The 21,509-nt window shown below is 60.5% G+C and carries 21 protein-coding genes and 1 pseudogene; 12 read left to right on the top strand and 10 right to left on the bottom strand.

Translation table 11 applies throughout. From position 1 onward, the window contains the following. The first annotated feature begins 123 nt into the window (after positions 1-123). The gene (locus EX00_RS05870) at positions 124-801 is read left to right on the top strand and encodes an alpha/beta hydrolase (protein WP_047455049.1); all 678 of its coding nucleotides are present in this window, start codon (positions 124-126) and stop codon (positions 799-801) included. Positions 802-813: 12 nt separating this feature from the next. Here the strand turns inward: EX00_RS05870 and EX00_RS05875 are convergent, their stop codons facing one another. After that, entirely contained in the window at positions 814-1,332 is a 519-nt protein-coding gene (locus EX00_RS05875) for a GNAT family N-acetyltransferase (RefSeq protein ID WP_047457483.1), read from the bottom strand. Positions 1,333-1,488: 156 nt separating this feature from the next. Between EX00_RS05875 and tyrS the strand changes: the two genes are divergently transcribed. After that, positions 1,489-2,745 (top strand): tyrosine--tRNA ligase, encoded by a 1,257-nt coding sequence (gene tyrS / locus EX00_RS05880; RefSeq protein ID WP_047455051.1) that lies wholly within the window; start codon positions 1,489-1,491, stop codon positions 2,743-2,745. A gap of 79 nt (positions 2,746-2,824) precedes the next feature. Here the strand turns inward: tyrS and EX00_RS05885 are convergent, their stop codons facing one another. Both EX00_RS05885 and EX00_RS05890 read right to left on the bottom strand, forming a co-directional pair. After that, entirely contained in the window at positions 2,825-3,229 is a 405-nt protein-coding gene (locus tag EX00_RS05885) for a VOC family protein (protein ID WP_047455054.1), read from the bottom strand. A gap of 43 nt (positions 3,230-3,272) precedes the next feature. Next, positions 3,273-6,692 carry a YhdP family protein gene (locus EX00_RS05890; RefSeq protein ID WP_047455056.1) on the bottom strand — a complete coding sequence of 1,140 codons (3,420 nt, stop codon included), beginning with the start codon at positions 6,690-6,692 and terminating at the stop codon, positions 3,273-3,275. Between the two features lie 130 nt (positions 6,693-6,822). Between EX00_RS05890 and EX00_RS05895 the strand changes: the two genes are divergently transcribed. The 6 genes and pseudogenes from EX00_RS05895 to EX00_RS05915 all read left to right on the top strand — a co-directional run bounded on the left by EX00_RS05895 (position 6,823) and on the right by EX00_RS05915 (position 11,749). Further along, entirely contained in the window at positions 6,823-7,305 is a 483-nt protein-coding gene (locus tag EX00_RS05895; RefSeq protein WP_047455058.1) for a peroxiredoxin, read from the top strand. Continuing rightward, a complete protein-coding gene (locus EX00_RS05900) occupies positions 7,305-8,147 on the top strand; it encodes a ferritin-like domain-containing protein (protein ID WP_047455060.1) in 843 nt (280 codons plus the stop codon). Before EX00_RS05895 ends, EX00_RS05900 begins: the two co-directional genes overlap by 1 nt. 117 nt (positions 8,148-8,264) lie before the next feature. Then, a pseudogene (locus EX00_RS32260) lies at positions 8,265-8,685 on the top strand (M23 family peptidase); the annotation flags it as partial. Between the two features lie 416 nt (positions 8,686-9,101). Continuing rightward, a complete protein-coding gene (locus tag EX00_RS32265; RefSeq protein ID WP_404944011.1) occupies positions 9,102-9,608 on the top strand; it encodes a M23 family metallopeptidase in 507 nt (168 codons plus the stop codon). 183 nt (positions 9,609-9,791) lie between these two features. Continuing rightward, positions 9,792-11,315: a DEAD/DEAH box helicase gene (locus EX00_RS05910; protein WP_047455064.1), complete on the top strand. Its 1,524-nt coding sequence runs from the start codon at positions 9,792-9,794 to the stop codon at positions 11,313-11,315. A 14-nt stretch (positions 11,316-11,329) separates the two neighbouring features. Continuing rightward, positions 11,330-11,749: an NUDIX domain-containing protein gene (locus tag EX00_RS05915; RefSeq protein WP_047455066.1), complete on the top strand. Its 420-nt coding sequence runs from the start codon at positions 11,330-11,332 to the stop codon at positions 11,747-11,749. 6 nt (positions 11,750-11,755) lie between these two features. Here the strand turns inward: EX00_RS05915 and EX00_RS05920 are convergent, their stop codons facing one another. The 7 genes from EX00_RS05920 to EX00_RS05950 all read right to left on the bottom strand — a co-directional run bounded on the left by EX00_RS05920 (position 11,756) and on the right by EX00_RS05950 (position 17,578). Then, positions 11,756-12,076 carry a TfoX/Sxy family protein gene (locus EX00_RS05920; protein ID WP_047455068.1) on the bottom strand — a complete coding sequence of 107 codons (321 nt, stop codon included), beginning with the start codon at positions 12,074-12,076 and terminating at the stop codon, positions 11,756-11,758. 3 nt (positions 12,077-12,079) lie between these two features. Next, positions 12,080-13,714 (bottom strand): NTP transferase domain-containing protein, encoded by a 1,635-nt coding sequence (locus EX00_RS05925; protein WP_047455070.1) that lies wholly within the window; start codon positions 13,712-13,714, stop codon positions 12,080-12,082. Next, positions 13,711-14,418, bottom strand: coding sequence for an XdhC family protein (locus EX00_RS05930; RefSeq protein WP_047455071.1), 708 nt, complete (start codon positions 14,416-14,418; stop codon positions 13,711-13,713). Before EX00_RS05930 ends, EX00_RS05925 begins: the two co-directional genes overlap by 4 nt. Beyond that, complete coding sequence (locus tag EX00_RS05935; protein WP_047455073.1) at positions 14,418-14,747, bottom strand: XdhC family protein; 330 nt, start codon at positions 14,745-14,747, stop codon at positions 14,418-14,420. Before EX00_RS05935 ends, EX00_RS05930 begins: the two co-directional genes overlap by 1 nt. A gap of 7 nt (positions 14,748-14,754) precedes the next feature. After that, positions 14,755-16,002 carry a vWA domain-containing protein gene (locus EX00_RS05940; protein ID WP_047455075.1) on the bottom strand — a complete coding sequence of 416 codons (1,248 nt, stop codon included), beginning with the start codon at positions 16,000-16,002 and terminating at the stop codon, positions 14,755-14,757. 4 nt (positions 16,003-16,006) lie between these two features. Further along, positions 16,007-16,936 (bottom strand): AAA family ATPase, encoded by a 930-nt coding sequence (locus tag EX00_RS05945; protein ID WP_047455077.1) that lies wholly within the window; start codon positions 16,934-16,936, stop codon positions 16,007-16,009. A 123-nt stretch (positions 16,937-17,059) separates the two neighbouring features. Next, on the bottom strand, positions 17,060-17,578 hold the full coding sequence (locus EX00_RS05950) for a flavin reductase (protein ID WP_202903696.1): 519 nt from the start codon (positions 17,576-17,578) through the stop codon (positions 17,060-17,062). A 145-nt stretch (positions 17,579-17,723) separates the two neighbouring features. Here EX00_RS05950 and EX00_RS05955 point away from each other — a divergent pair, with 145 nt between their 5' ends. From EX00_RS05955 to purB, 4 genes are all read left to right on the top strand, one after another. After that, a complete protein-coding gene (locus tag EX00_RS05955; protein WP_047455079.1) occupies positions 17,724-18,806 on the top strand; it encodes a branched-chain amino acid ABC transporter substrate-binding protein in 1,083 nt (360 codons plus the stop codon). 93 nt (positions 18,807-18,899) lie between these two features. Continuing rightward, complete coding sequence (gene rpe / locus EX00_RS05960; protein WP_047455081.1) at positions 18,900-19,586, top strand: ribulose-phosphate 3-epimerase; 687 nt, start codon at positions 18,900-18,902, stop codon at positions 19,584-19,586. Further along, positions 19,573-20,094, top strand: a complete 522-nt coding sequence (locus EX00_RS05965) for a hypothetical protein (protein ID WP_080761208.1) — start codon at positions 19,573-19,575, stop codon at positions 20,092-20,094. The genes rpe and EX00_RS05965 overlap by 14 nt, the downstream gene beginning before the upstream one ends. A 102-nt stretch (positions 20,095-20,196) precedes the next feature. Beyond that, on the top strand, positions 20,197-21,498 hold the full coding sequence (purB, locus tag EX00_RS05970) for an adenylosuccinate lyase (protein WP_047455084.1): 1,302 nt from the start codon (positions 20,197-20,199) through the stop codon (positions 21,496-21,498). Positions 21,499-21,509: the final 11 nt, after the last annotated feature.

Consider the following 21,509-nt stretch of genomic DNA (forward strand, 5'->3'; position numbering starts at 1 on the left):
GGAAGACCGTACCAAGTTTCGAATTGTTCTAAACTGCGTTCTAGAAAAGATGAGCGCATTCGTCAAGTCAACTTGCTGCGTCCCACCTGGTTTGAACGCAGAAAAAGAAGAGCCGGAGTATCGATGCCCGAAGTTATTTTCAACGGCCCCGCAGGCCGCCTTGAAGGCCGCTATCAGCCCTCCAAGGAAAAGAGCGCCCCGATCGCGATTATCCTGCACCCCCATCCGCAGTTCGGCGGCACGATGAACAATCAGGTCGTCTACCAGCTTTTCTACATGTTCCAGAAGCGCGGCTTCACCACGCTTCGCTTCAACTTCCGCAGCATCGGCCGCAGCCAGGGCGAATTCGACCATGGCGCCGGCGAGCTTTCCGACGCAGCTTCGGCGCTCGATTGGGTGCAGAGCCTGCATCCCGATTCGAAGAGCTGTTGGGTTGCCGGCTATTCCTTCGGCGCCTGGATCGGCATGCAGCTTCTGATGCGCCGCCCTGAGATCGAAGGTTTCATGTCGATCGCGCCGCAGCCGAACATCTACGACTTCTCGTTCCTGGCACCCTGCCCGTCCTCCGGCCTGATCATCAACGGCGATGCCGACAAGGTTGCCCCCGAAAAGGACGTCAACGGCCTCGTCGAGAAGCTGAAGACGCAGAAGGGCATTCTCATCACCCACAAGATCGTCCCCGGCGCCAACCATTTCTTCAATGGCCAGGTCGACACGCTCATGGGCGAATGCGAGGACTACCTCGATCGTCGCCTGAACGGCGAACTGGTGCCTGAACCGGCGGCCAAGCGGATCAGGTAAGAGGTTCGCGTCTTACCGCGACATCCTAAAACTTGGGCATGAGAGCCCGTCGATCACCATCGACGGGCGTTCCCGCATGCCGATTTTGCGCAGAACCCGCTGCGAGGCGGTGTTTTCCGGGTGAGTAAAGGCGATAAATTCTTTGGCAACGCCGCGTTTGAAGAACCAGTCCGCCAAGGCCCCGGCAATTTCCGTCGCATAACCATTGCCCCAGGCTTCCCGGCGAAGAGAATAGCCGAGCTCGAATTCTCCGCGCCCGCGCTCTTCCTGAAACCGGGAGAAGCCTGCCCGGCCGATAAAACGGCCGTCGTCGCGTCTGAGGATCTTGTACTTGGTCACACCATCACGCACCTGCTCGCCGAACCAGGTTTTCAACCGCTCTTCGGCCTTTTCAAGGGTCCAAGGAGTAGCCCCTGAAAGGTAGCGGGTCGTGTCGATAGTCGAACGCAGCTGCCGAATCAGTTCGGCGTCGCCTCTGTCCCACATCGTCAAAATAAGACGCGAGGTCTCCAATATGATCGTGTCGCTCATCAGCCCGATTGCCTTTCGGATATTGCGCAAACTTCCCGTACGGCATCCAACCAAATGGTGACGAGCCGCCAAATCAGTGCTAAACGCGCCGCGACACTTCAACAACAGCGATTTCGCCGCAGAGCATAGAGATGCGGCGCTCGAGAGACCAAGATCATGGCTGAGTTCAAATCCGATTTCCTGCGCACCCTGAAAGAGCGCGGCTTCATCCACCAGATTTCCGATGAAGCCGGCCTGGATGACCTTTTCGCCAAGGAAACCGTGACCGCCTATATCGGCTTCGACCCGACAGCGCCGAGCCTGCATGTGGGCTCGCTGATGCAGATCATGATGCTGCACTGGCTACAAGCGACCGGTCATCGCGCCGTCTCGCTGATGGGCGGCGGCACCGGCATGGTCGGTGACCCCTCCTTCAAGGACGACGCGCGCCAGCTGATGACGGTGGACACGATCGAAAGCAACATTGCCTCGATCAAGCGCGTCTTCTCCAGCTACCTCACCTACGGCGACGGCCCGAAGGACGCGTTGATGGTCAACAACGCCGAGTGGCTGCGCTCGCTCAATTACCTCGAATTCCTGCGCGATGTCGGCCGGCATTTCTCGGTCAACCGCATGCTGTCCTTCGACAGCGTCAAGACGCGTCTCGACCGCGAGCAGTCGCTATCCTTCCTCGAATTCAACTACATGATCTTGCAGGCCTACGACTTCGTCGAGCTGGCCAAGCGCTACGATTGCCGCCTGCAGATCGGCGGTTCGGACCAGTGGGGCAACATCGTCAACGGTATCGACCTCGGTCACCGCATGGGGACAAAGCAGCTCTATGCCCTCACCTCGCCGCTGCTGACGACATCGTCTGGCGCCAAGATGGGCAAATCGGCCACCGGCGCGGTCTGGCTGAATGCCGACCTGCTTTCGGCCTATGACTTCTGGCAATATTGGCGCAACACCGAGGATGCCGATGTCTCCCGGTTCCTGAAGCTCTACACCACGTTGCCGATGGACGAGATTGCTCGCCTCTCCGCGCTTGCCGGCTCGGAACTCAACGAGGTGAAGAAGATCCTGGCGACGGAAGTGACCGCCATCCTGCACGGCCGCGCGGCCGCCGAACTTGCCGCCGAGACCGCGCGCAAAACCTTCGAGGAAGGCGGCCTTTCCGAAAACCTGCCGTCGGTCGACGTCCCCGCTTCCGAACTCGACGCCGGCATCGGCCTGCTATCGCTGATCGTCCGGGCCGGCCTGGCCGCATCGAACGGCGAAGCGCGCCGTCATGTACAGGGTGGCGCCGTGCGTATCAACGACCAGCCAGTCAGCGACGAACGCAAGCTGATCGGCAGCGGTGAGATCACCGCCGATGGCGTCATCAAGCTGTCGCTCGGCAAGAAGAAGCACATTTTGGTTCGCCCGGCGGCTTGAGCGGGCAGACATCAAACACATGAAAAAGGCCGGTGCGATGCATCGGCCTTTTTCATTCTACCTCCATGGAAATTCGATCTCACGATCGTCCATCGGTGAACTGCACGAGATCCCATAGATTTCCGTAAAGATCCTTGAAAACAGCAACAGTGCCGTAGTCCGCCTGCTTCGGCTCCCGCGTGAATTCGATCCCTTTTTCGAGGTAGACGGCATAGTCACGCCAGAAATCATCGGTCTGGAGAAACAGGAACACCCGTCCTCCGGCCTGATCACCAATATACTTCTCCTGATGAGACGAGGAGGCGCGCGCAAGCAGCAACGAGGCCGCGCCGTCTCCCTTTGGCTTGACGATAACCCAACGCTTGTCCTGCTCCGGCTGGTAGCTATCCTCCACCAGGATAAACCCAAGCTTGTTCACATAGAAGTCGATCGCGTCGTCATAGTCTCGAACGACGATGGCAATATGGGCGATGTTCTGGTTCATGCCATTCCTGCTCTCGGCCCGCGCGACATTGACGCTTACGTCCTCAAAACTCGAAAATCTGCCTGAAAACACCCGGCGCGATGATCGATAGCGGGTTGATCTGCATGCTTGACTTTTCGATCGTGCCGGTCACCCGGAAGGTAATGCCGATCAGGCCGCGGTCGCTGCCGTTGCCGAGGATGAAGCCAACGATCGGAACTTCCGCGAACAGCCGGTTGAGGCCATAGGCCGGCATGAAGGTGCCCGTCAGGTCCATGTTGCCCTTGGCGTCCTTGACCGTCCCCTGGAAGGTCGCGCCCACCTGCGAGCCGCGCACGACGCCGTTTTCCACCGAAAGCGCGCCATTGCGGAACACCAGCCGCGCAAAACCGCGCTCGAAACTCTGCGATCGCGTGTCGATATTCTGTTTGACGGCCGAATTCAGGCTCTGCCCGTTCTTACCGCTTGGGGTCGAAACGATCGTCGAGAGTTTCTTTTCGTCGATGATAGCGAAGCTGCGGATATCCAGAGAACCATCCCAGGCATCGGGGCCGGTCGAGCGCAGCGACAGATTGAGCAGCCCGCCCTTCAGGTGTTTATAGAGGTCGCTAAAGCGCGCCACGGCTCCGGCGTCGCCGCTGGTGATACGAATAGTGCCGCTGCCGCCGCCCTTGCTCATCTGGCTGACGACGGCTTCGCCGCTATCGGTGAGCCCGGAAAAGTCCGCCGCCACGATGTGTCCGCCGGAGACCGAATAGACGCCCTTGAGATTCCGGATCGATTCGTCGTTGAAACCGATAACCTTGTCGATATTGGCACGGACCGTCGCGCTGGATGAATCGTCTGTGCTGCCGCCATTTCCTCCGCTCGACGATGCTTTCAGCCGCGCGAGAACCGGCCTGAGGTCCGCCGAGTTGCCGGAAACAGATATGTCATAGGCGCCGCTTTTGCCGTGCTTGACCGACAGCGCGAAGTCGTCGAGCGCCGAGAGCTTGACGCTGCTGAAATTGGCCGTCGTCAGGCCGCCCTTGCTGACAACGAGATCGCCGCTGACACCGAAGCCGTCACCCTTCAGGACGAAATTCTTCAACGCCGTCTGGCTGTCCGGTCCAGAGGCTTCGAACTGGGCGACGGCCGGAATGCCGCTCCCCTTCGACCAGCCGATCCAGGGAACCGTCAAGGCTGCCTTGCTGAGATCGACCTTGACGCCCTGACGATCGTCGTCGATGCGCGTGAGTTCCAGCTTGACCGGGCCGTCTACAATGTCGTTAAGGCCCGGTATGACGGAATTACGCTGCGCATCCGTGAGCGTGGCTGTGATCACGCGGCTGCGTTTGGCCGGAGATTTATTATCCGTGGGCTCGACCATATCGATCTGTGCGGGAATACCATCGATCTGCGCCTGCGCATTTAGATGAACCGCTCGAGGATCGGCATCTATATCACCGGTAACATTGGTGATCTTGCGATTGTTCATCGGCTTTAGAACATCGACATTGCTGAGCTCCAGGTTCGCTTTCCAGACCGGCGGTGGCGGCTTCTGGTCGCTGAGCAGGCCGATCGTCGCGTCAACCTTGGCAAGGATCTTGCCGTTGAAGTTCTCAGGTTTGAATTCAGTTCGCTGCAGCACTTCCAGCGGCTTGTAGGTCAGCAGCTCACCGACGGAATCGCCCGTGCCGGATATTGCAAGATCGAGCTGCGCCATCAGCGGCTTGTCATAGGCGGACGGAATCGAGAAATTGCTGTTGTTCAGCGTCACGGAGCGTCCGCTTGAGAAATAGGACGTCGCTCTCGCGATATCGACGCGCATCGTCGGACCGGTCAGGTCGAAATGCGCCTTGGTATCGCGCAGCGGCGGAATTTCGCCTGGAACATTGAGACGGGTGTTGTCGATATCGAAGGCGATATGCAGCTCATCCTTTCCGAGCTGCAACTTGCCCGTTTGCGCAGCCTCCCTCAGCCGTCCGGCGGGGATGAAAACCGAGATGACCGCGTTGGTCACCGTGCCGCCGAAGAGATTGCTCTCCACCCAGACGCGCGGTTTCGAGGCCATCCAGAACGGCCAGAGCTGCTTGATTGCGGTGGTATCAAGCTTGTCGGCGCGGCCGCCGAAGCTGATTTCCGGCGAGCTGTCACCGAGTTTCATATGCAACGAGCCAAACAATGCGCCGAGCGGTGTCGAAATGCCGATATTCTCGAACTGAAGTTCCTTGGTTGCTGCCAGGAAGCGTCCCGTCGCCTGCCCGTCGAAACTAACTGGCTGCTCGCCAGAAATCGAAGAGGCGGCCGTGCCGCCACGGATCAGGAAGTCGATACCGAAGCCCTTGCCGGCATTGGCATCGATGCGATCAAGATCGATGAGAGCGCCGGAAAAGGGTACGATGGTGCCAACGAACTGGGCCTTCGACTGTTCGATCTCAAGCGTCTGGCGCGTGAAGTCATAGGCAAGATTGATATTGGCCTGCGTCAAGTCCTGCTTGTCGCGGTCCATATAAAGCGTGCCGGGCTGGATATCGACGGAAGCACTGAGCTTCGGATCGACGCCCGCGCCGCCGCGCACGGCGGTGACCGTCATGCCGGCAAGGCTCATGAGGCCCTGGCGCGGCGTGCCGTTCTGGTCGTAGGCCATCGTCAGCGGCTTCAGGTCGAGATTGGCGAGCTTGGCGGTCAGCGAAGAACTATGACCGCCCGTTTGCTGATCGGCGACCACATCCAGCGTCGCGACGGAGCCGTTGACGGCAACCTCTCCGTAGAGATGCAGCGCCGTCGGCCCGCTACGCTCGAAGGTGAGATTATCCACGACAAGCGAGATCGGAGCGCCTTCTTGCCGGGCCAGCTTCACGGCAAAGCCGGAAATGCGCACCGAGTTCGTGCCGCCGCGCTGAACGAAGCGTTCCAGGAAGTCGAGATTATCGAAGGCTGTATTCAGCGCCTGCGGCAGAGCATCGACGCGCAGCGCCGTCAGGTCCACAGGATCGCCTTGCGGCAGCAGCGACGTATCGAGCCCGATTCCCTCGGCCGAGACATTGGCCACTTCGACGCGGCCCTCGACGAGCGCCAGCGGATCGAGTTCCATGCTGACCGACGACATGGTCGACAGGTGCTTGCCGCTTTCCTGGTCAACCACATTGACGTCGTGCGCCTCAAGCGCCAGCCGCAGGCTCGGCGTGAAACGGACGACGGTCGAGCCGACCTCCGCCTTGTAGCGCGGCCCGATCGCCTGATCGAGTGCCGACTGCGCCTTCTGCGATAGAGGCTCGTCGATGACGCCGCTCTCGATGGTGGCGATGACCGCGCCGACCGCGAGGATCAGGAAGGCGATGAAAACGAGGGTGATTCGGCAGACATGCCAGACATGCGAGCGGTTGCGGCGGGCAGGCTCCGGCACATGCACGATCATGGGATCGTCGACCTGAGCGGAAGGCAAGTGGTCGAGCGAGACGAGATCCTTCTTGCGGAATATAATCTTTTCGCCTCGGATCACTCCCGTGCGTCCCTTTCGTTTTTAGCAATTTTGTTGGTGACGCTGCGTCCGATGTGGACGGCATACCGATGCAGTATATATGGCTGAAGCCCAGTGTCATCTAAAATACCGGCAAAAGAAAGGTTTTCCCGTGACCATAATCCCAGTGGTTGAATTAGCAATCGGCGACAAAGCCCCGGATTTCGATCTTCCGCGCGACGGCGGCGGCCGCATAAGGCTCGCCGACTATGCCGGCAAACCGCTGGTGATCTTCTTCTATCCCAAGGACAATACGTCCGCCTGCACCACCGAATCCATCGCCTTCACCGCGCTTGCGGCGGATTTCGAAAAGGCCGGCACATCGATCGTCGGCATGTCGCCGGATTCGGTCAAGAGCCATGACAAGTTCGTAAAAAAATACGACCTGTCCGTTCCCCTTGCCGCAGATGAAGAGAAGACGGCGGCCGAGGCCTACGGTGTCTGGCGGGAGAAGAGCATGTATGGCCGAACCTATATGGGCGTCGTTCGCTCGACCTTCCTGATCGCCGCCGACGGCCGAATCGCGCGTATCTGGGACAAGGTCAAGGTGGCAGGCCACGCCGAAGAAGTCCTCGCTGCCGTCAAGGAGCTTTGATGACGATGCCTGAATCGGCGGATATCGAGACGATCACGTCACTGCGCGGCGGCGCGATCGCCGCCATTCGTTCCGCCGATCTCGACCGCAAGACGACGCTAGCCCAGGAGACGGCCACCCGTTGGTTCGCACGCACCCTGTCGTTACGCTCGCCCCTCGATCCCCCGCTGGCCGATCGCCCCGGCCGGCCGGATAAACCGGAACTGGTGCCGCCGAAGCACATGAAAAAGCGCTCGCTGCATACACTGCAAGGCCGCATAGCTTTGCTGCATGCCATCGCTCATATCGAGCTCAATGCGGTCGACCTGGCGCTCGATATCGTCGCGCGGTTTGCCACTGGGCCGGTCCCGAATTCGTTTTTCGATGGCTGGATGCAGGTCGCATTCGAGGAGGCCAAGCATTTCAAGATGGTCCGCGCCCGCCTGCGCGACCTCGGCGCCGATTATGGTGACCTGCCCGCCCATGACGGCCTGTGGCAAGCGGCACATGCGACCCGTACCGATCTGACCGCCCGCCTCGCCGTTGTACCGCTCATTCTGGAGGCCCGCGGCCTTGACGTGACGCCGGCGCTACAGGCGAAGATGCGCGAGACCGGTGACATGGAAAGCGCCGCCGTGCTGGATGTCATCTATAACGACGAGAAGGGCCATGTGGCCGTTGGCGCCAAATGGTTCCGCTTCCTCTGCGCTCGGGAAAAGCGCGATCCCGCCCGCACATTTCAGGAGCTGGTGCGCTCCAATTTCCGTGGTTCGCTAAAAGCGCCGTTCAATGACATCGCCCGCGCCGAGGCTGGCTTAACGCCCTCATTCTATCGCTCGCTTACATCCACAAGCAATGCATAACATACTAAAATACAAGAGTTTTTCAATTTTCTAGTAGCGCAGCATAAAGCAATCATTAACCATAAATCCGTCTACTTCCACAATGGATGCGAGAATGCATCGATTGGGAGATTCTCGGTGACAACCAAGCCTCAGAACCGGGTTTTCGGCAAACAGAAGCGCTGTCACACCATCATCGTGGCGAGCGGCGACACAGTGCGCCACATGACCATCCGCCCTTGGATGGCAGCACTTGCCGTCTGTATCATCGGTATCTTCTCGATCGGCTATCTCCTGGCGACCTCCTACCTCGTGCTGCGCGACGACCTGATCGGCGCCACGATGGCCCGGCAGGCGCGGATGCAATATGATTATGAGGACCGTATTGCCGCATTGCGCGCCCAGGTCGACCGCGTCACGTCTCGTCAGCTCCTCGATCAGCAGGTGGTCGAGAAAAAAGTCGACAAGCTGATGGAGCAGCAGCAGGCACTGTCGTCGCGCCACGGCAAGCTCGATGCGCTGCTCGACCGGGCCGAAAACTCCGGGCTGATGGATAAGAATGTCAATGCCGCGACCACAGGCAATCGCACCGATAAAGGCGACCACGCGGAATTGAACGGCGGCCTGAAGGCAATCGAGACGGTTCTGTCGAGCGGCAAGCCCGCCGATGCTACGCCCGAGAATTCCACCCTCGCCTACGTTCCCGCCCCCGAAACCGTGGCCGACCGCGCCGACCGCGTCTTCTCCAGGGTGACTCTGTCGCTGAAGCATATCGAGCAGGACCAACTCACTCGCGTGCAGCGACTGACCACCGGCGCCGCCGATACCGCCGACAACATCCAGTCGATCATGCAGAATATCGGCATCAAGGTTCCCACCGTGACGGCAAGCATTGCCAGCAAGGACGGCGATGACGACGAAGGCGTTGGCGGTCCCTATGTTGCGCCCGAAAACGTCGATCAGTTCGAACAATCCATGGCAGATCTCGATACGGCCCTGACGCGTCTGGAGGCGGTGCGCGGCGCAGCCGAGAGCCTGCCATTCCGAAATCCCGCGCCGGGCAAGCTGATCACCAGTCCCTTCGGCAATCGCAAGGATCCCTTCTTCGGCAAGCTAGCGCTGCACACCGGTACCGATTTCCATTTCAGCCCGGGCGAGAGGGTGAGGACGACGGCGCCAGGCAAGGTCGTTTCCGCCGGCTGGACGGGCGGTTATGGCAATATGGTGGAGATCGACCACGGCGATGGCATCTCGACTCGCTACGGCCATATGGAAGAGCTTCTGGTCAAGGCCGGCGATACAGTAAAGACCGGCGACGCCATTGGTCTCGCCGGCAGCACGGGACGCTCGACCGGTACTCATCTGCACTACGAAGTCCGCGAGAACGGCCGCCCGATCGACCCAATGTATTTCATCAATGCCGGCATGAAGCTGGCAAGTTATATCAATGGGATCGGGACAATTTCAGCGCGGGAATTGTGACAAACGAGCAACAAAGATGGCGCTAATCTAAAAATTACGTTATCAATGGCTTTCGAGCTTACCGAAGCGCCCGCTTTCCTTGACTTCGCGGGTATTTGGTTCTATGTCGCGCTGCATTGCGGCATGCTGGAGCGTGTCGACTCATGAGTGTTCGACCGAACCGGAACGGAAATAGTTTTCCCTTTGACAACATTTGCTGACCTTGGCTTGAGCCAAAAAGTCCTATCCGCTGTAACAGACGCGGGCTACACCACGCCGACTCCGATCCAGGCCGGCGCCATTCCCCTTGCGCTGCAGCGCCGCGACATTTGCGGCATCGCCCAGACGGGCACCGGCAAGACCGCCTCCTTCGTTCTGCCGATGCTGACCATCCTTGAGAAGGGCCGCGCCCGCGCTCGCATGCCGCGCACGCTGATCCTCGAACCGACGCGCGAACTCGCTGCGCAGGTCGCCGAGAATTTCGAAAAATATGGCAAGAATCACCGCCTGAACATCGCGCTGCTGATCGGCGGCGTGTCGTTCGAAGAGCAGGACCGCAAGCTGGAGCGCGGCGCCGATGTGCTGATCTGCACACCCGGCCGCCTGCTTGATCATTTCGAGCGTGGCAAGCTTCTGATGAGCGCCGTCGAAATCTTCGTCATCGACGAAGCCGACCGTATGCTCGATATGGGTTTCATCCCAGACATCGAGCGCATTGCCAAGCTTATCCCCTTTACCCGCCAGACGCTGTTCTTCTCGGCTACCATGCCTGCGGAAATCCAGAAGCTGGCCGACCGCTTCCTGCAGAACCCGGAACGCGTCGAAGTATCGGCGCCGGCCTCGACGGCGAAGACTGTTACCCAGCGTTTCGTCGCCTCGCATGGCAAGGATTACGAGAAGCGCGCCACTTTGCGCGATCTCATCCGCGCCCAGACCGACCTGAAGAACGCCATCATCTTCTGCAATCGCAAGGTAGATGTGGCCGACCTCTTCCGTTCGCTCGAACGCCATGGTTTCTCGGTTGGCGCATTGCATGGAGACATGGACCAGCGCTCGCGTACGACGATGTTGCAGAACTTCCGTGACGGCCAGATCCAGCTTCTGGTCGCTTCCGACGTCGCGGCACGCGGTCTCGACCTTCCCGATGTTGGCCACGTCTTCAATTTCGATGTTCCGATCCATTCGGAAGATTACGTCCACCGTATCGGCCGTACCGGCCGTGCCGGCCGCTCGGGTGCGGCATTCACCCTGGTGACCAAGCGTGATACCAAGCATATCGACGCGATCGAGAAGCTGATCGGTCAAGATGTCCAGTGGCTGAACGGCGACCTGTCAGCGCTGCCGCCGGCCGAAGAAGGTGGGGACGACACCCGTTCTCCTCGCCGCCGCGAGCCGAAAGGCAGAGGCCGCGAGCGTGATCGCAGCCCCAGAGGCCGGAATGCCTCGAGTCATAAATCTGATATCGACGTCACAGATAATGTCGTCGTTGAAGTGATCGAAGCAGCACCAGCAAAGGCCGAGAGCGTGAGAAACGAGCGCAAGTCTGAGAACAACAACAACAAGTCCCACAACGGTTCTCGTAACACCAATCGGCCCCTCCCCGCTGCCAACGACGACAGTCGCGAACGTCGCAATCGTTACCGTGACCACGATGACGGCCCGACCCCGGTCGGCTTCGGCGACGACATCCCCGCTTTCATGCTGATCGTTGCCAGCGCCAAGGGCTAGTAGGGTCTCTCGGCATGGGGAAACCCGGCATCGATTTCCCAGGATTAGGAACCGGTCTCGCAATTTTGCGGGATCGGAAATTGCTGCTCTATAAGCGCCTCAAGGCGCCGGAAGCTGGCTTCTGGAGCATCGTCGGCGGCAAGGTCGACCATATGGAGCCTGCGGCAAACGCCGCTATCCGCGAGGCTGAAGAGGAAAGCGGCCTTTCCATCGGCAAAATCGATTATCTCTGCGCAACGGAAGTCATCAATGACGCGGACGAGCAGCACTGGATCTCGCTGATCTATGTCACCAAGGATTTTTCCGGCGAAGCAAGTCTGGTTGAGCCGGACAAGCTCTCCGATTTCGGCTGGTTCGGCCGCAACGAGCTGCCGCAGCCGTTATCGGCTTTTGCAGAAGCGACGATCGCTCATCTGAGCAAAGACGATTTCTAGCTAGAACTATTTATCCGCCCGCACCGCCGCCTGGTAGGCAAGCCTTACCCAGTGCGCCATGATATCCGGATCGTCGAAAGCATCGTCTGGGATCGACCAATAGGGCATATTGACCGGTTTGCCCTTCTTGCCTTCATAGGCCCAACGCCTGGCGCCCGCCGCCTCGAAATCCGGGGCGCTGATTTCGTCGGCCTTCAGCAGCATCTCGCTATCCAGTTCGATGGCGAGGATGCGACCCATGTGGTAGATGCCCTTGCCGCCGAACATGCGCTTGATCGTCACCGGGCCAAGTGCCTGGAACATCTCTTCAATCTCGATATTATCCATTCCCTACCCCTTTAAAACACCGCCGGCGGCAAGCACGGCTTCGGGCGTATCGACATCGAGATGGGCGACATCGCCGATATCCACATCGACGACGGCAAGCCCTGATGTTTCGATGATGTGCCGGGCGCCGACGTCGCCTTCGAGCCGCATCACTTCGTCAAAGACAGAGTGCGGCAGGATGACGGGATTACCGCGCTTGCCGCGCGACACGGCCCTGACGATCGCTTGAGCGTTTGTCTTGCGGAAGGCCGTGATCAACACCTTCAGGTCGTCGCTCGTAATGCCTGGCATATCGGCCAGCATAACCAGCACACCATCGGCACGTTGCGCGGCCGGCGTGCCGATGCCCGCGATCAGCGAGCTTGCCATGCCGGAGGCGTAGTCCGGATTGTGCACCAGTTCTAGCGCCAAGCCAGCAAGCGCCTCTTCGATCTCCCCACGACGATGGCCGCTGACCGCAACGACGGAGGCGGCTCCGCTCGACAAAGCCGTCACGGCGGAACGACGCACCAGCGGTATACCATCGAACTCGGCCAGGAGCTTGTGCGCCCCACCCTCACCCATGCGGCTCGCCTTCCCGGCGGCAAGCAGAACGACGGCGACGGAAACCTGTACTTCTGGTTTTACGGCGATATCGCGCGGCCGTGGCCGCGATTGTATTTCCATCAGAAGACCTCCGACGCCCATGCCGCTGATCTCCCGCGGCGTCGGCTGTTCGCCGGCGAGGATGCGGTCCAGCACCCAGTCGAAACCATTCTCCTTCGGGCTGCGAGCGCAGCCGGGAGCGCCGACAACATAGACGTCACCGACCTTGCCGAGCACCAGCAGATTGCCGGGATCGACCGGCATGCCGACCTGAATGACGTCGCCGCCGGCAAGCCTGATCGCTTCCGGAATGACATCGCCGGCGTCGATGACGGCGGATGCGCCGAAAACGATAATTAGCTTCGGCGGTCCGTCCGTCGCCCGAAGCGCCGCACCAATCGCTTCCGCGACCGCAGGCGCACGATGCGCCACACGCTTTTCCCGCGCCAGTGTACTGCCGGCGAGCTGCAGCCGTTGCGACAGAATGCGAGCCGTCTTGTCCATGACGGAGGTCTTCAGCGACGGCAGTTCGGTGGCGACCAGCGATATCGCATGCGGCAGGAACGGCTTGACCTCGAACGCCGTCATCCGCCGCAGGATATCGACACCGGCCGCAATCTTCGTGCCGGAGACCGCGAGCGGTATGATCTTGAAGGTCGCAACCATGTCGCCACGGCGCACCGGGACATGATCGGCAAGACAGGCAAGCGTAATCGCCGGATCGACGCTGTTCAGCTGGTCGACGACAGCGCGGTTCGCGATGAACAGGCCGTCGACCGCGCTATGAATGTTGACGCGCCCCGTGGCCGCTTCGGAAAACGTCAGATGATCCGGCGCGATTGCCCGTGCCAACCGCTCCGCAGCCTCGTCCTCCATCAAATCGCCCGGTTCAATCCGCGCGGCAATGACGCGATCGATCCCGGCAGCGGCAAGGCGATGAATATCTGCCGGCTCAAGGACATGCCCCTTGGCAAAGCTGCCATCGGGCAAACGAACGGAATGTGCCAGGACCGCACCCTCCGCCTCCCTCGTCGAAAAATCGCCGAAGATCATGTCTTGTCACCCTTTGGCGACAAGACATCGCGGCCGCGGAGCGCTGCGATTATCTCGGCCAGAATGGCGACAGCGATTTCTGCCGGGCTTGATGCACCGATAGATAAACCGATGGGGGCATGAACCCGCGCAAGGTCTGTTTCCGTCAGTCCTTCCCGCGTCAATCGCTCCAGCCGGCTTGCGTGCGTCTTGCGGCTGCCGAGCGCCCCGACGTAGAAACAGCCCGCTCTCAATGCTTCGGCGATCGGAAAATCGTCGATCTTCGGATCATGGGTGACCGCGACCAGCGCCGTATAGGCATCGAGAGGTCGCTCCTTCAGCGCATCCACGGGCCAGTCGGCGACGAGGTCGACGCCCTCGAAGCGCTCGGGGGTCGCAAAGGCGGTGCGCGGATCGATGACGCGAATATCGAAACCGGCAAGTACGGCCATCTGCGCCAAGACCTGGCTGATATGCACGGCGCCGATGACGACGATATGCGGTGGAGGCAGGTGAACATTGAGAAAGAGGTTGCGTCCGTCGATGTCTACCGCCGAGGATTTGCCTGAGCGGAAGGCGGAAGCTGCCGCGTCGGCAAGAAGCCCATCAACAGCATCCCCCTCGACAATCAGTCGGTCCGGACCACCGGACAGATCGGTGACCAGGATCACCGCCTGCCGCGCGCGTCGCAGCGCATTCAGTTTCGTCAGTATCTGACGGTCCATCAATGAAGCCTTTCGACATAGACACGAATGCGGCCGCCGCAAGAGAGGCCAACGCGCCAGGCGGTTTCATCCGCCACGCCGAAATCCAGCATGCGGGCCTTGCCACTTTCGATCACGTCCAGCGCCTCGGTAATCACGGCGCCCTCGACGCAGCCGCCGGAGACCGAGCCATGAAAATTGCCCTCGCCGTCGATGACGAGATGGCTACCGGTGGGGCGAGGTGCTGAACCCCAGGTGTCGACGACGGTCGCCAGCGCCACGCTGCGGCCGACGGACGCCCATTCCTCCGCGATCACAAGCGGATCCAGGCTTTCGGATATGTTTGTCATGAGTACCTCACAGCTTGGCGAGAAAACGGCGTGGATCGTAAGCCCCGGCGCGGCCGGCGCTGAGGGCCGACACGAGATCGGCCAGAGATAATAGATTGTGAACCGGACGGAATTCGTCAACATGCGGCAGCATGGTTCGCACGCCTCTGGCACGAGGTTCGAAACCCTCGAAGCGAAGCAACGGATTGAGCCAGATCAGCCGCCGACAGGAACGGTGCAGCCGATCCATCTCGGTTTCCAGAAGCTCGACGCCGTCGCGCTCCAATCCATCGGTGATGAGGAGCACGATCGCGCCCTGCCCGAGCACGCGACGCGCCCAGAGCCGATTGAACTCCTTCAGCGTCTCGCCAATGCGCGTGCCGCCCGACCAGTCACGCACGGCGGCGGCGCATTCGTCGAGCGCCTCGTCCGGATCCTTATGGCGCATCGCCCGCGTGACATTGGTCAGCCGCGTGCCAAACAGGAACGTATGCACGCGCCGCCGTCTTTCGGTCAGCACATGCAGGAAATGCAGGAAGATGCGGGTATATTGGCTCATCGAGCCGGAGATGTCCGCTAGAACCACCAGCGGCGGCTGCATCTCCCTGTGTCGACGATAGCGCGGCAGGATCAGGGAGCCTCCGGTGCGCAACGCCGCGCGCATCGTTGCGCGCGGGTCGATCCGGACCGGCGCATGTGCCGACACGAAACGGCGGGTCCGCACGCTGTCGAGCGGCAGTTTCAGCCTCGCCAATTCCTTCTTCGCAACGGCGATCTCCGCGGCCGACATCTGCGCGAAATCCATGCGGCGCAGCACTTCGCTGCCGGATGTGGTGAAACGAGCGTCGATCTCGATATCCGGCGTCTCGCGTTGCGGTCGGCGGTCGTTGCGGTCCCCGAGCAAGGCATCGCCGGCACGGGTTTCGCCGGGCTTCGGCTTTTCCTTCTCGCGATTGTCGAGCGCGATCGGTGACATCATTGCGATCATCTTCTGCACGAGATCGCGCGAGCGCCAAAACAGCCGGAAAGCCTCGTCGAAAACCGCGAGATCCTCATGCCGCTTGACGAAGGTGGAACAGAGCGCCGCATGAAACTCGTCGCGCGAGCCGATACCGATCGCCTCTACGGCTTCGATGGTATCGGCAATGGCAGCAGGCCCGATCTTCAGTCCTGCCTTGCGGAGTGCCCGGGCGAAGAAGACGATATTGTCGGCAAGGCGCCCGTCACCAAGCGGTGACGGCGGAGCGGCAATGCCATCCTGTGCTTGCGGCTCCATCGCTCTATCCCGTCGCAAGCAATTCGGATTTCACCTCGTCCAGCACCCGCTTGCCCTCGCCGCCCTGAATGCGGGCGATGTCGTCCTGATATTTCAGCAGGGTGCCGAGCGTGTCGGAAATCGTCTCCGGATCGAGCGCCAGCCTGTCGAGTTCGGTGAGAGCCGTCGCCCAATCGATGGTCTCGGCGACGCCGGGATTTTTGAAAAGGTCGAGCGCGCGCAGTTTCTGCACATAGGCGACGATCTGGCCGGACAGCGCCTCGTTGCAGCCCGGCACCTTGCGGCGGATGATCTCCAGTTCCTGCGTGGCCTCCGGATAATCGACCCAGTGATAGAGACAGCGCCGCTTCAGTGCGTCATGCACCTCGCGCGTGCGGTTGGTGGTGATGATGACGATCGGCGGCTCGGCGGCCTTGATGGTGCCAAGCTCGGGCACGGTCACCTGGAAATCGGAGAGCACTTCCAGCAGGAAGGCTTCGAACGCCTCATCCGTGCGATCCAGCTCGTCGATCAGGAAGACCGGCGCGCGGCCGTCGACACTCGACAAGGCCTGCAGCACGGGCCGGCGGATCAGATAGCGCTCGGAGAAGATGTCAGACTCGATGCGGTCGCGATCGGTGAGGCCCGATGCTTCCGCCAGGCGGATTTCCAGCATCTGCGCCGGATAGTTCCACTCATAGACGGCGGAGGAAACGTCGAGACCTTCATAGCATTGGAGCCGGATCAGCGGCCGGTCGAGCGCCTTCGACAGCACCTTGGCGATCTCGGTCTTGCCGACACCGGCCTCGCCTTCAAGAAACAGCGGCCGTTTCATTTTCAGCGCCAGAAACAGCACCGTACCGAGCGCCCGTCCGGCGAGATAGTCGTGGGCGCCGAGCAAGGCGATCGTCTCGTCTATTGAGCCAGGCAATGAAGGTGCAGTTTTATCGGACATGGTTTCTCCCATTACTGCGCCGCGCGTCCTATCGGACGCGCAAAGGACGCAGTAAAATCGTAAACTGGCGCATAATCCTTTCCTTAAATCGATTCCTATTCAAGGGGTTATGCGCTAGGGAGGTTATAACGTGTGATAGTCGCGGTTCATATAGAGCAGCGCCGGCTTGATTTCACTGAAACGCACCGCCATGACCTCGCCGAAAATGATGTGATGCGTCGACGCTTCCTTGATCTCGGTCACGCGGCAATCGAAGGCCGCTAGCGCGTCGGCAAGCACCGGTGCACCGGTCACCAGCGTATCGAAGGTGCCAGCGGCAAAGCGCTCGTCGTTGGTGAGGTTCGTCTTGCCGGAAAAGGCGTCCGCAAGCGCCTGATGATGGGCGCCGAGAGCATTCAGCGCGAAGACACCACTCTTGAAGAAGATCTCGTTCTTCACATTGGTGTTGTTGAGGCAGATCAAAACCGTGGCCGGATTATCGGAGACCGAGCAGGCAGCAGTGATCGTCACTCCGCGCCGCTCACTGCCAAGTGCCGTGGTCACAAGTTGCACATGCCCCGCATAGCGGCTCATGGCATCACGATAGAGCGCTGGCCCCATACTCTGCCTATCAAGCACGATCGTTTCCCTCATTTCTGTCATTTCGCATGTTCCGTTCAATATGGCGGGCGGATGCTAGCTTTTCTACAATAGGATTATTGAAAACCGAGTGACTTTGTTGCTTTTTCTTTGACGACCACTGTCATGTGGATAAAAGGGCAGAAGATTTGCCCGGGATAACCATTCGATGAATGTTCTGCGTCGCACACCGCTGATGATGATGCTGCTCCTGGCAGCGGGCAGCAGCCATGCCGCGGGCATCAATATCGGTATTGTCGCACCGCAGGGCGGAAACTTCGCAACGCTCGGCGCCGAGATCACCGCCGGCGCCAATTTCGAAGTGCAAGCGCAGCAGAATTCCGCCACCGTCGTCGATGAACCCTGTACGGAAGATGGCGGCCAGGCCGTCGCAGAGGCGCTGATCACCGCCAAGGTTCAAGTTGCGATCGGCTTCCTCTGCAGCGAGACCCTGGAAAGCGCCCTGCCCCGGCTGAAGGATGCCGGTATTCCCGTCATCACCGTCTCGGCGCGCTCGCACATCCTGATGGACGATGCGCTGAAGAACGGCTGGCCCTTGTTCCGTCTCGCTCCGGTCGACACCGCTGAAGCGGCCATGGCGGTCGATGCCATCCTGAAGGGCTGGGCGGCGGAGCCGATGGCGCTCATCGATGATGGCACGATCCACGGTCGCGAACTGGTGGGCGCGGTCCGTAGCGCGCTGGAGGATAAGGGCCTGAAACCGGTCTTCACCGACACCTTTCGCCCGGGCCAAGACCAGCAGATCGCCCTTGTCCGCCGACTGAAGAAGGCTGGCGCCGCGCGCGTCTTCATCGGCGGCGACCGCAGCGACGTGGCAATCATCGCCCGCGATGCCCAGAGTGAAAACGTCCCATTGAAATTGATGGGCGGCGACGCGATGCGCGCCGCCAACCAGCCAGTGCCTTTGGCCGACGGCGTGCAGGCCATCGCCTTGCCCGATTACGTTAGCCTGCCCGATGCCCAGGAGGTAGCGCAGGCGATGCGCGCCAGTGGCATAGAGCCGGACGGCTATATCCTGCCGGCCGCAGCAGCCGCGCTGATCGCAAATCAGGCGGCCGAAAGCGCCAAGGCGGAAAACAAGCCGATTGCCGAAAAGCTCATCGGCGCGACCTTCCAGACCCCGATCGGCCCGATCACCTTCAGCAGCAACCACGAACTGACCGACAATCCCTACCGCTTGCTGGAATGGCGCGGCAATGCCTTCGTACCTCTGACGGCGCCGTCGAACTGATAGGGTCCGTGCAAGTCTGGCGGACCAGGTTGTCCGCCAGCCGAACCGGTGATAAGCCAAGCGCGAAAAAATCAGACGGAGTTCAGCCATCTCATGACCCTGCCGATCCGCATTGCCCCTTCCATTCTCGCAGCCGATTTCGCCAAGCTTGGGCAGGAAGTCAGAGATGTGACCGAAGCCGGGGCGGACTGGATCCATCTCGATGTCATGGACGGGCATTTCGTGCCGAACATTTCCTTCGGCCCCGATGTCATCAAGTCGTTGCGTTCCTACACGACCGCCACATTCGACTGCCACCTGATGATCTCGCCCGCTGATCCCTATCTCGAAGCCTTCGCCAAGGCCGGCTGCGACCGGATTACGGTTCACGCCGAAGCGGGCGTGCATCTGCATCGTTCGCTTCAGACGATCCGCAATCTCGGCAAGAAGGTCGGCGTCACGCTCAATCCGGCAACGCCGCTGTCTATCCTGGAAAACGTGCTTGATGATATCGACCTGATCCTGATCATGTCGGTCAATCCGGGCTTCGGCGGCCAGAAATTCATTCCGGCCATGGCCGACAAGATCCGCAATGCCAAATCACTCATCGGCGACCGCCCGATCGAGCTGGAAGTCGACGGCGGCGTCACCGTCGAGACCGCGCCGATGATCACCGCCGCCGGCGCCAATGTACTCGTCGCCGGTTCGGCGATATTCAAGGGCGGTTCGGTCGAGGCCTACAAGCAGACGGTGTCCGATCTCAGGGCTGCGGCAGAACGAGGCCGCGTTGGATCAAATTAATCCGGCCAGTGCTGTCGTTGCGAACGGGCGGCTGAGGGCAGCCACCGCTTCCTATCGACAGCTGCTGATCGGAGCGCCCTGCTGGGGCGCTGCAATGACAGGCTCCATGCTGGTGGCGCTTTATCTGCGCAACGGCCTGCTGACGAGCCATCTGCCCGCGCTAATCACCGTCTATTTCCTCGGCGGCACGCTTGCCTGGTGCTTCATGCTGCCGCTGACGCGGTTGCTCGCTCGTGGCCGAGCGCTGGAAGCCCGTTTCGCGGCATTCTTCCTGACGCTATCGCTCGGCACCGTCGCCATGACCGCCTTCCTCTTTGCCATGGACTACCGTTGGTTCTATGCGCGCTGGCATGCGCCTTTCGGCACGCTCGTCTGGACATTTCAGTTCGCCTTCACCAGCGCCAGCGCCGTCTATCAGTTCGCAGTCCTCGGCCTTGGCCTATTTTTGCCCTTCGGTCTCCTCTGCTTGGCCGCCGCGAGCCTCTATCTCGCCAGGCATATGCGTTGAACCGAACGAAAGATTGCGCCAAGAAACATTGAGATTGCCGCCCGTCTTTGTTATGGGGGCGCCAAGCATTCGTTTCCCGCACCCCAAGAAAGTTGTGAGCCCATGATCCCGCGCTACTCCCGACCGGAAATGGTCGCCATCTGGTCGCCCGAAACCAAGTTCCGTATCTGGTTCGAGATCGAGGCCCATGCCTGCGACGCGCTGGCCGCGCTCGGCGTTATTCCAAAGTCCGCGGCTGAGACCATTTGGGAAAAGGGCGGCAAGGCAACCTTTGACGTCGACCGTATCGATGAGATCGAAGCCGTCACCAAGCATGACGTCATCGCCTTCCTGACACATCTCGCCGAAATCGTCGGTCCGGACGCCCGCTTCGTGCATCAGGGCATGACCTCTTCCGACGTGCTCGACACCTGCTTCAACATCCAGCTCGTGCGCGCCACCGACATCATGCTTGCCGATATCGACAAGCTTCTGGAAGCGCTAAAGCGCCGTGCTTTCGAGCATAAGGACACCGTCACCATCGGCCGCTCGCACGGCATCCATGCCGAACCGATCACCTTCGGCGTCAAGATGGCGCTTGCCTATGCCGAGTTCGAACGCTGCAAGCAGCGCCTGATCGCCGCGCGCGAGGAAGTCGCCACCTGCGCCATTTCCGGCGCCGTCGGCACCTTCGCCAATATCGACCCGCGCGTCGAAGAACATGTCGCCGCAGCCCTCGGCCTGAAGCCGGAGCCGGTATCGACGCAGGTTATCCCGCGCGATCGCCACGCGATGTATTTTGCAACGCTCGGCGTCGTCGCCTCCTCGATCGAACGCCTGTCCGTCGAAATCCGCCATCTGCAGCGCACCGAAGTGCTGGAAGCCGAGGAATATTTCTCCCCCGGCCAGAAGGGTTCGTCGGCCATGCCGCACAAGCGCAACCCGGTACTCACCGAAAACCTGACCGGCCTTGCCCGCATGGTCCGCTCCTATGCCCTTCCGGCGATGGAAAACGTGGCTTTGTGGCACGAGCGTGATATTTCGCACTCCTCCGTCGAGCGCATGATTGGCCCGGATGCGACCGTGACCCTCGATTTCGCGCTGTCACGCCTCACCACCGTCATCGACAAGCTTCTGGTCTATCCGGAAAATATGATGAACAATCTGAACAAGTTCCGCGGACTTGTTCATTCGCAGCGCGTGCTGTTGGCGCTGACGCAGGCCGGTGTTTCCCGCGAGGATTCCTACCGTCTCGTCCAGCGCAATGCCATGAAGGTCTGGGAACAGGGCAAGGACTTCCTCGAAGAATTGCTCGCCGACCAGGAGGTCCGCGCGGCGCTCTCGGAAGAGGATCTTCGCGAAAAGTTCGACCTCGGCTACCACACCAAGCATGTCGATACGATCTTCAAGCGCGTCTTCGGCTAAGCTCGGACAAG

The sequence above is a fragment of the Martinezella rhizogenes genome (assembly GCF_000799715.1).
Lineage (GTDB): Bacteria > Pseudomonadota > Alphaproteobacteria > Rhizobiales > Rhizobiaceae > Rhizobium > Rhizobium rhizogenes_C.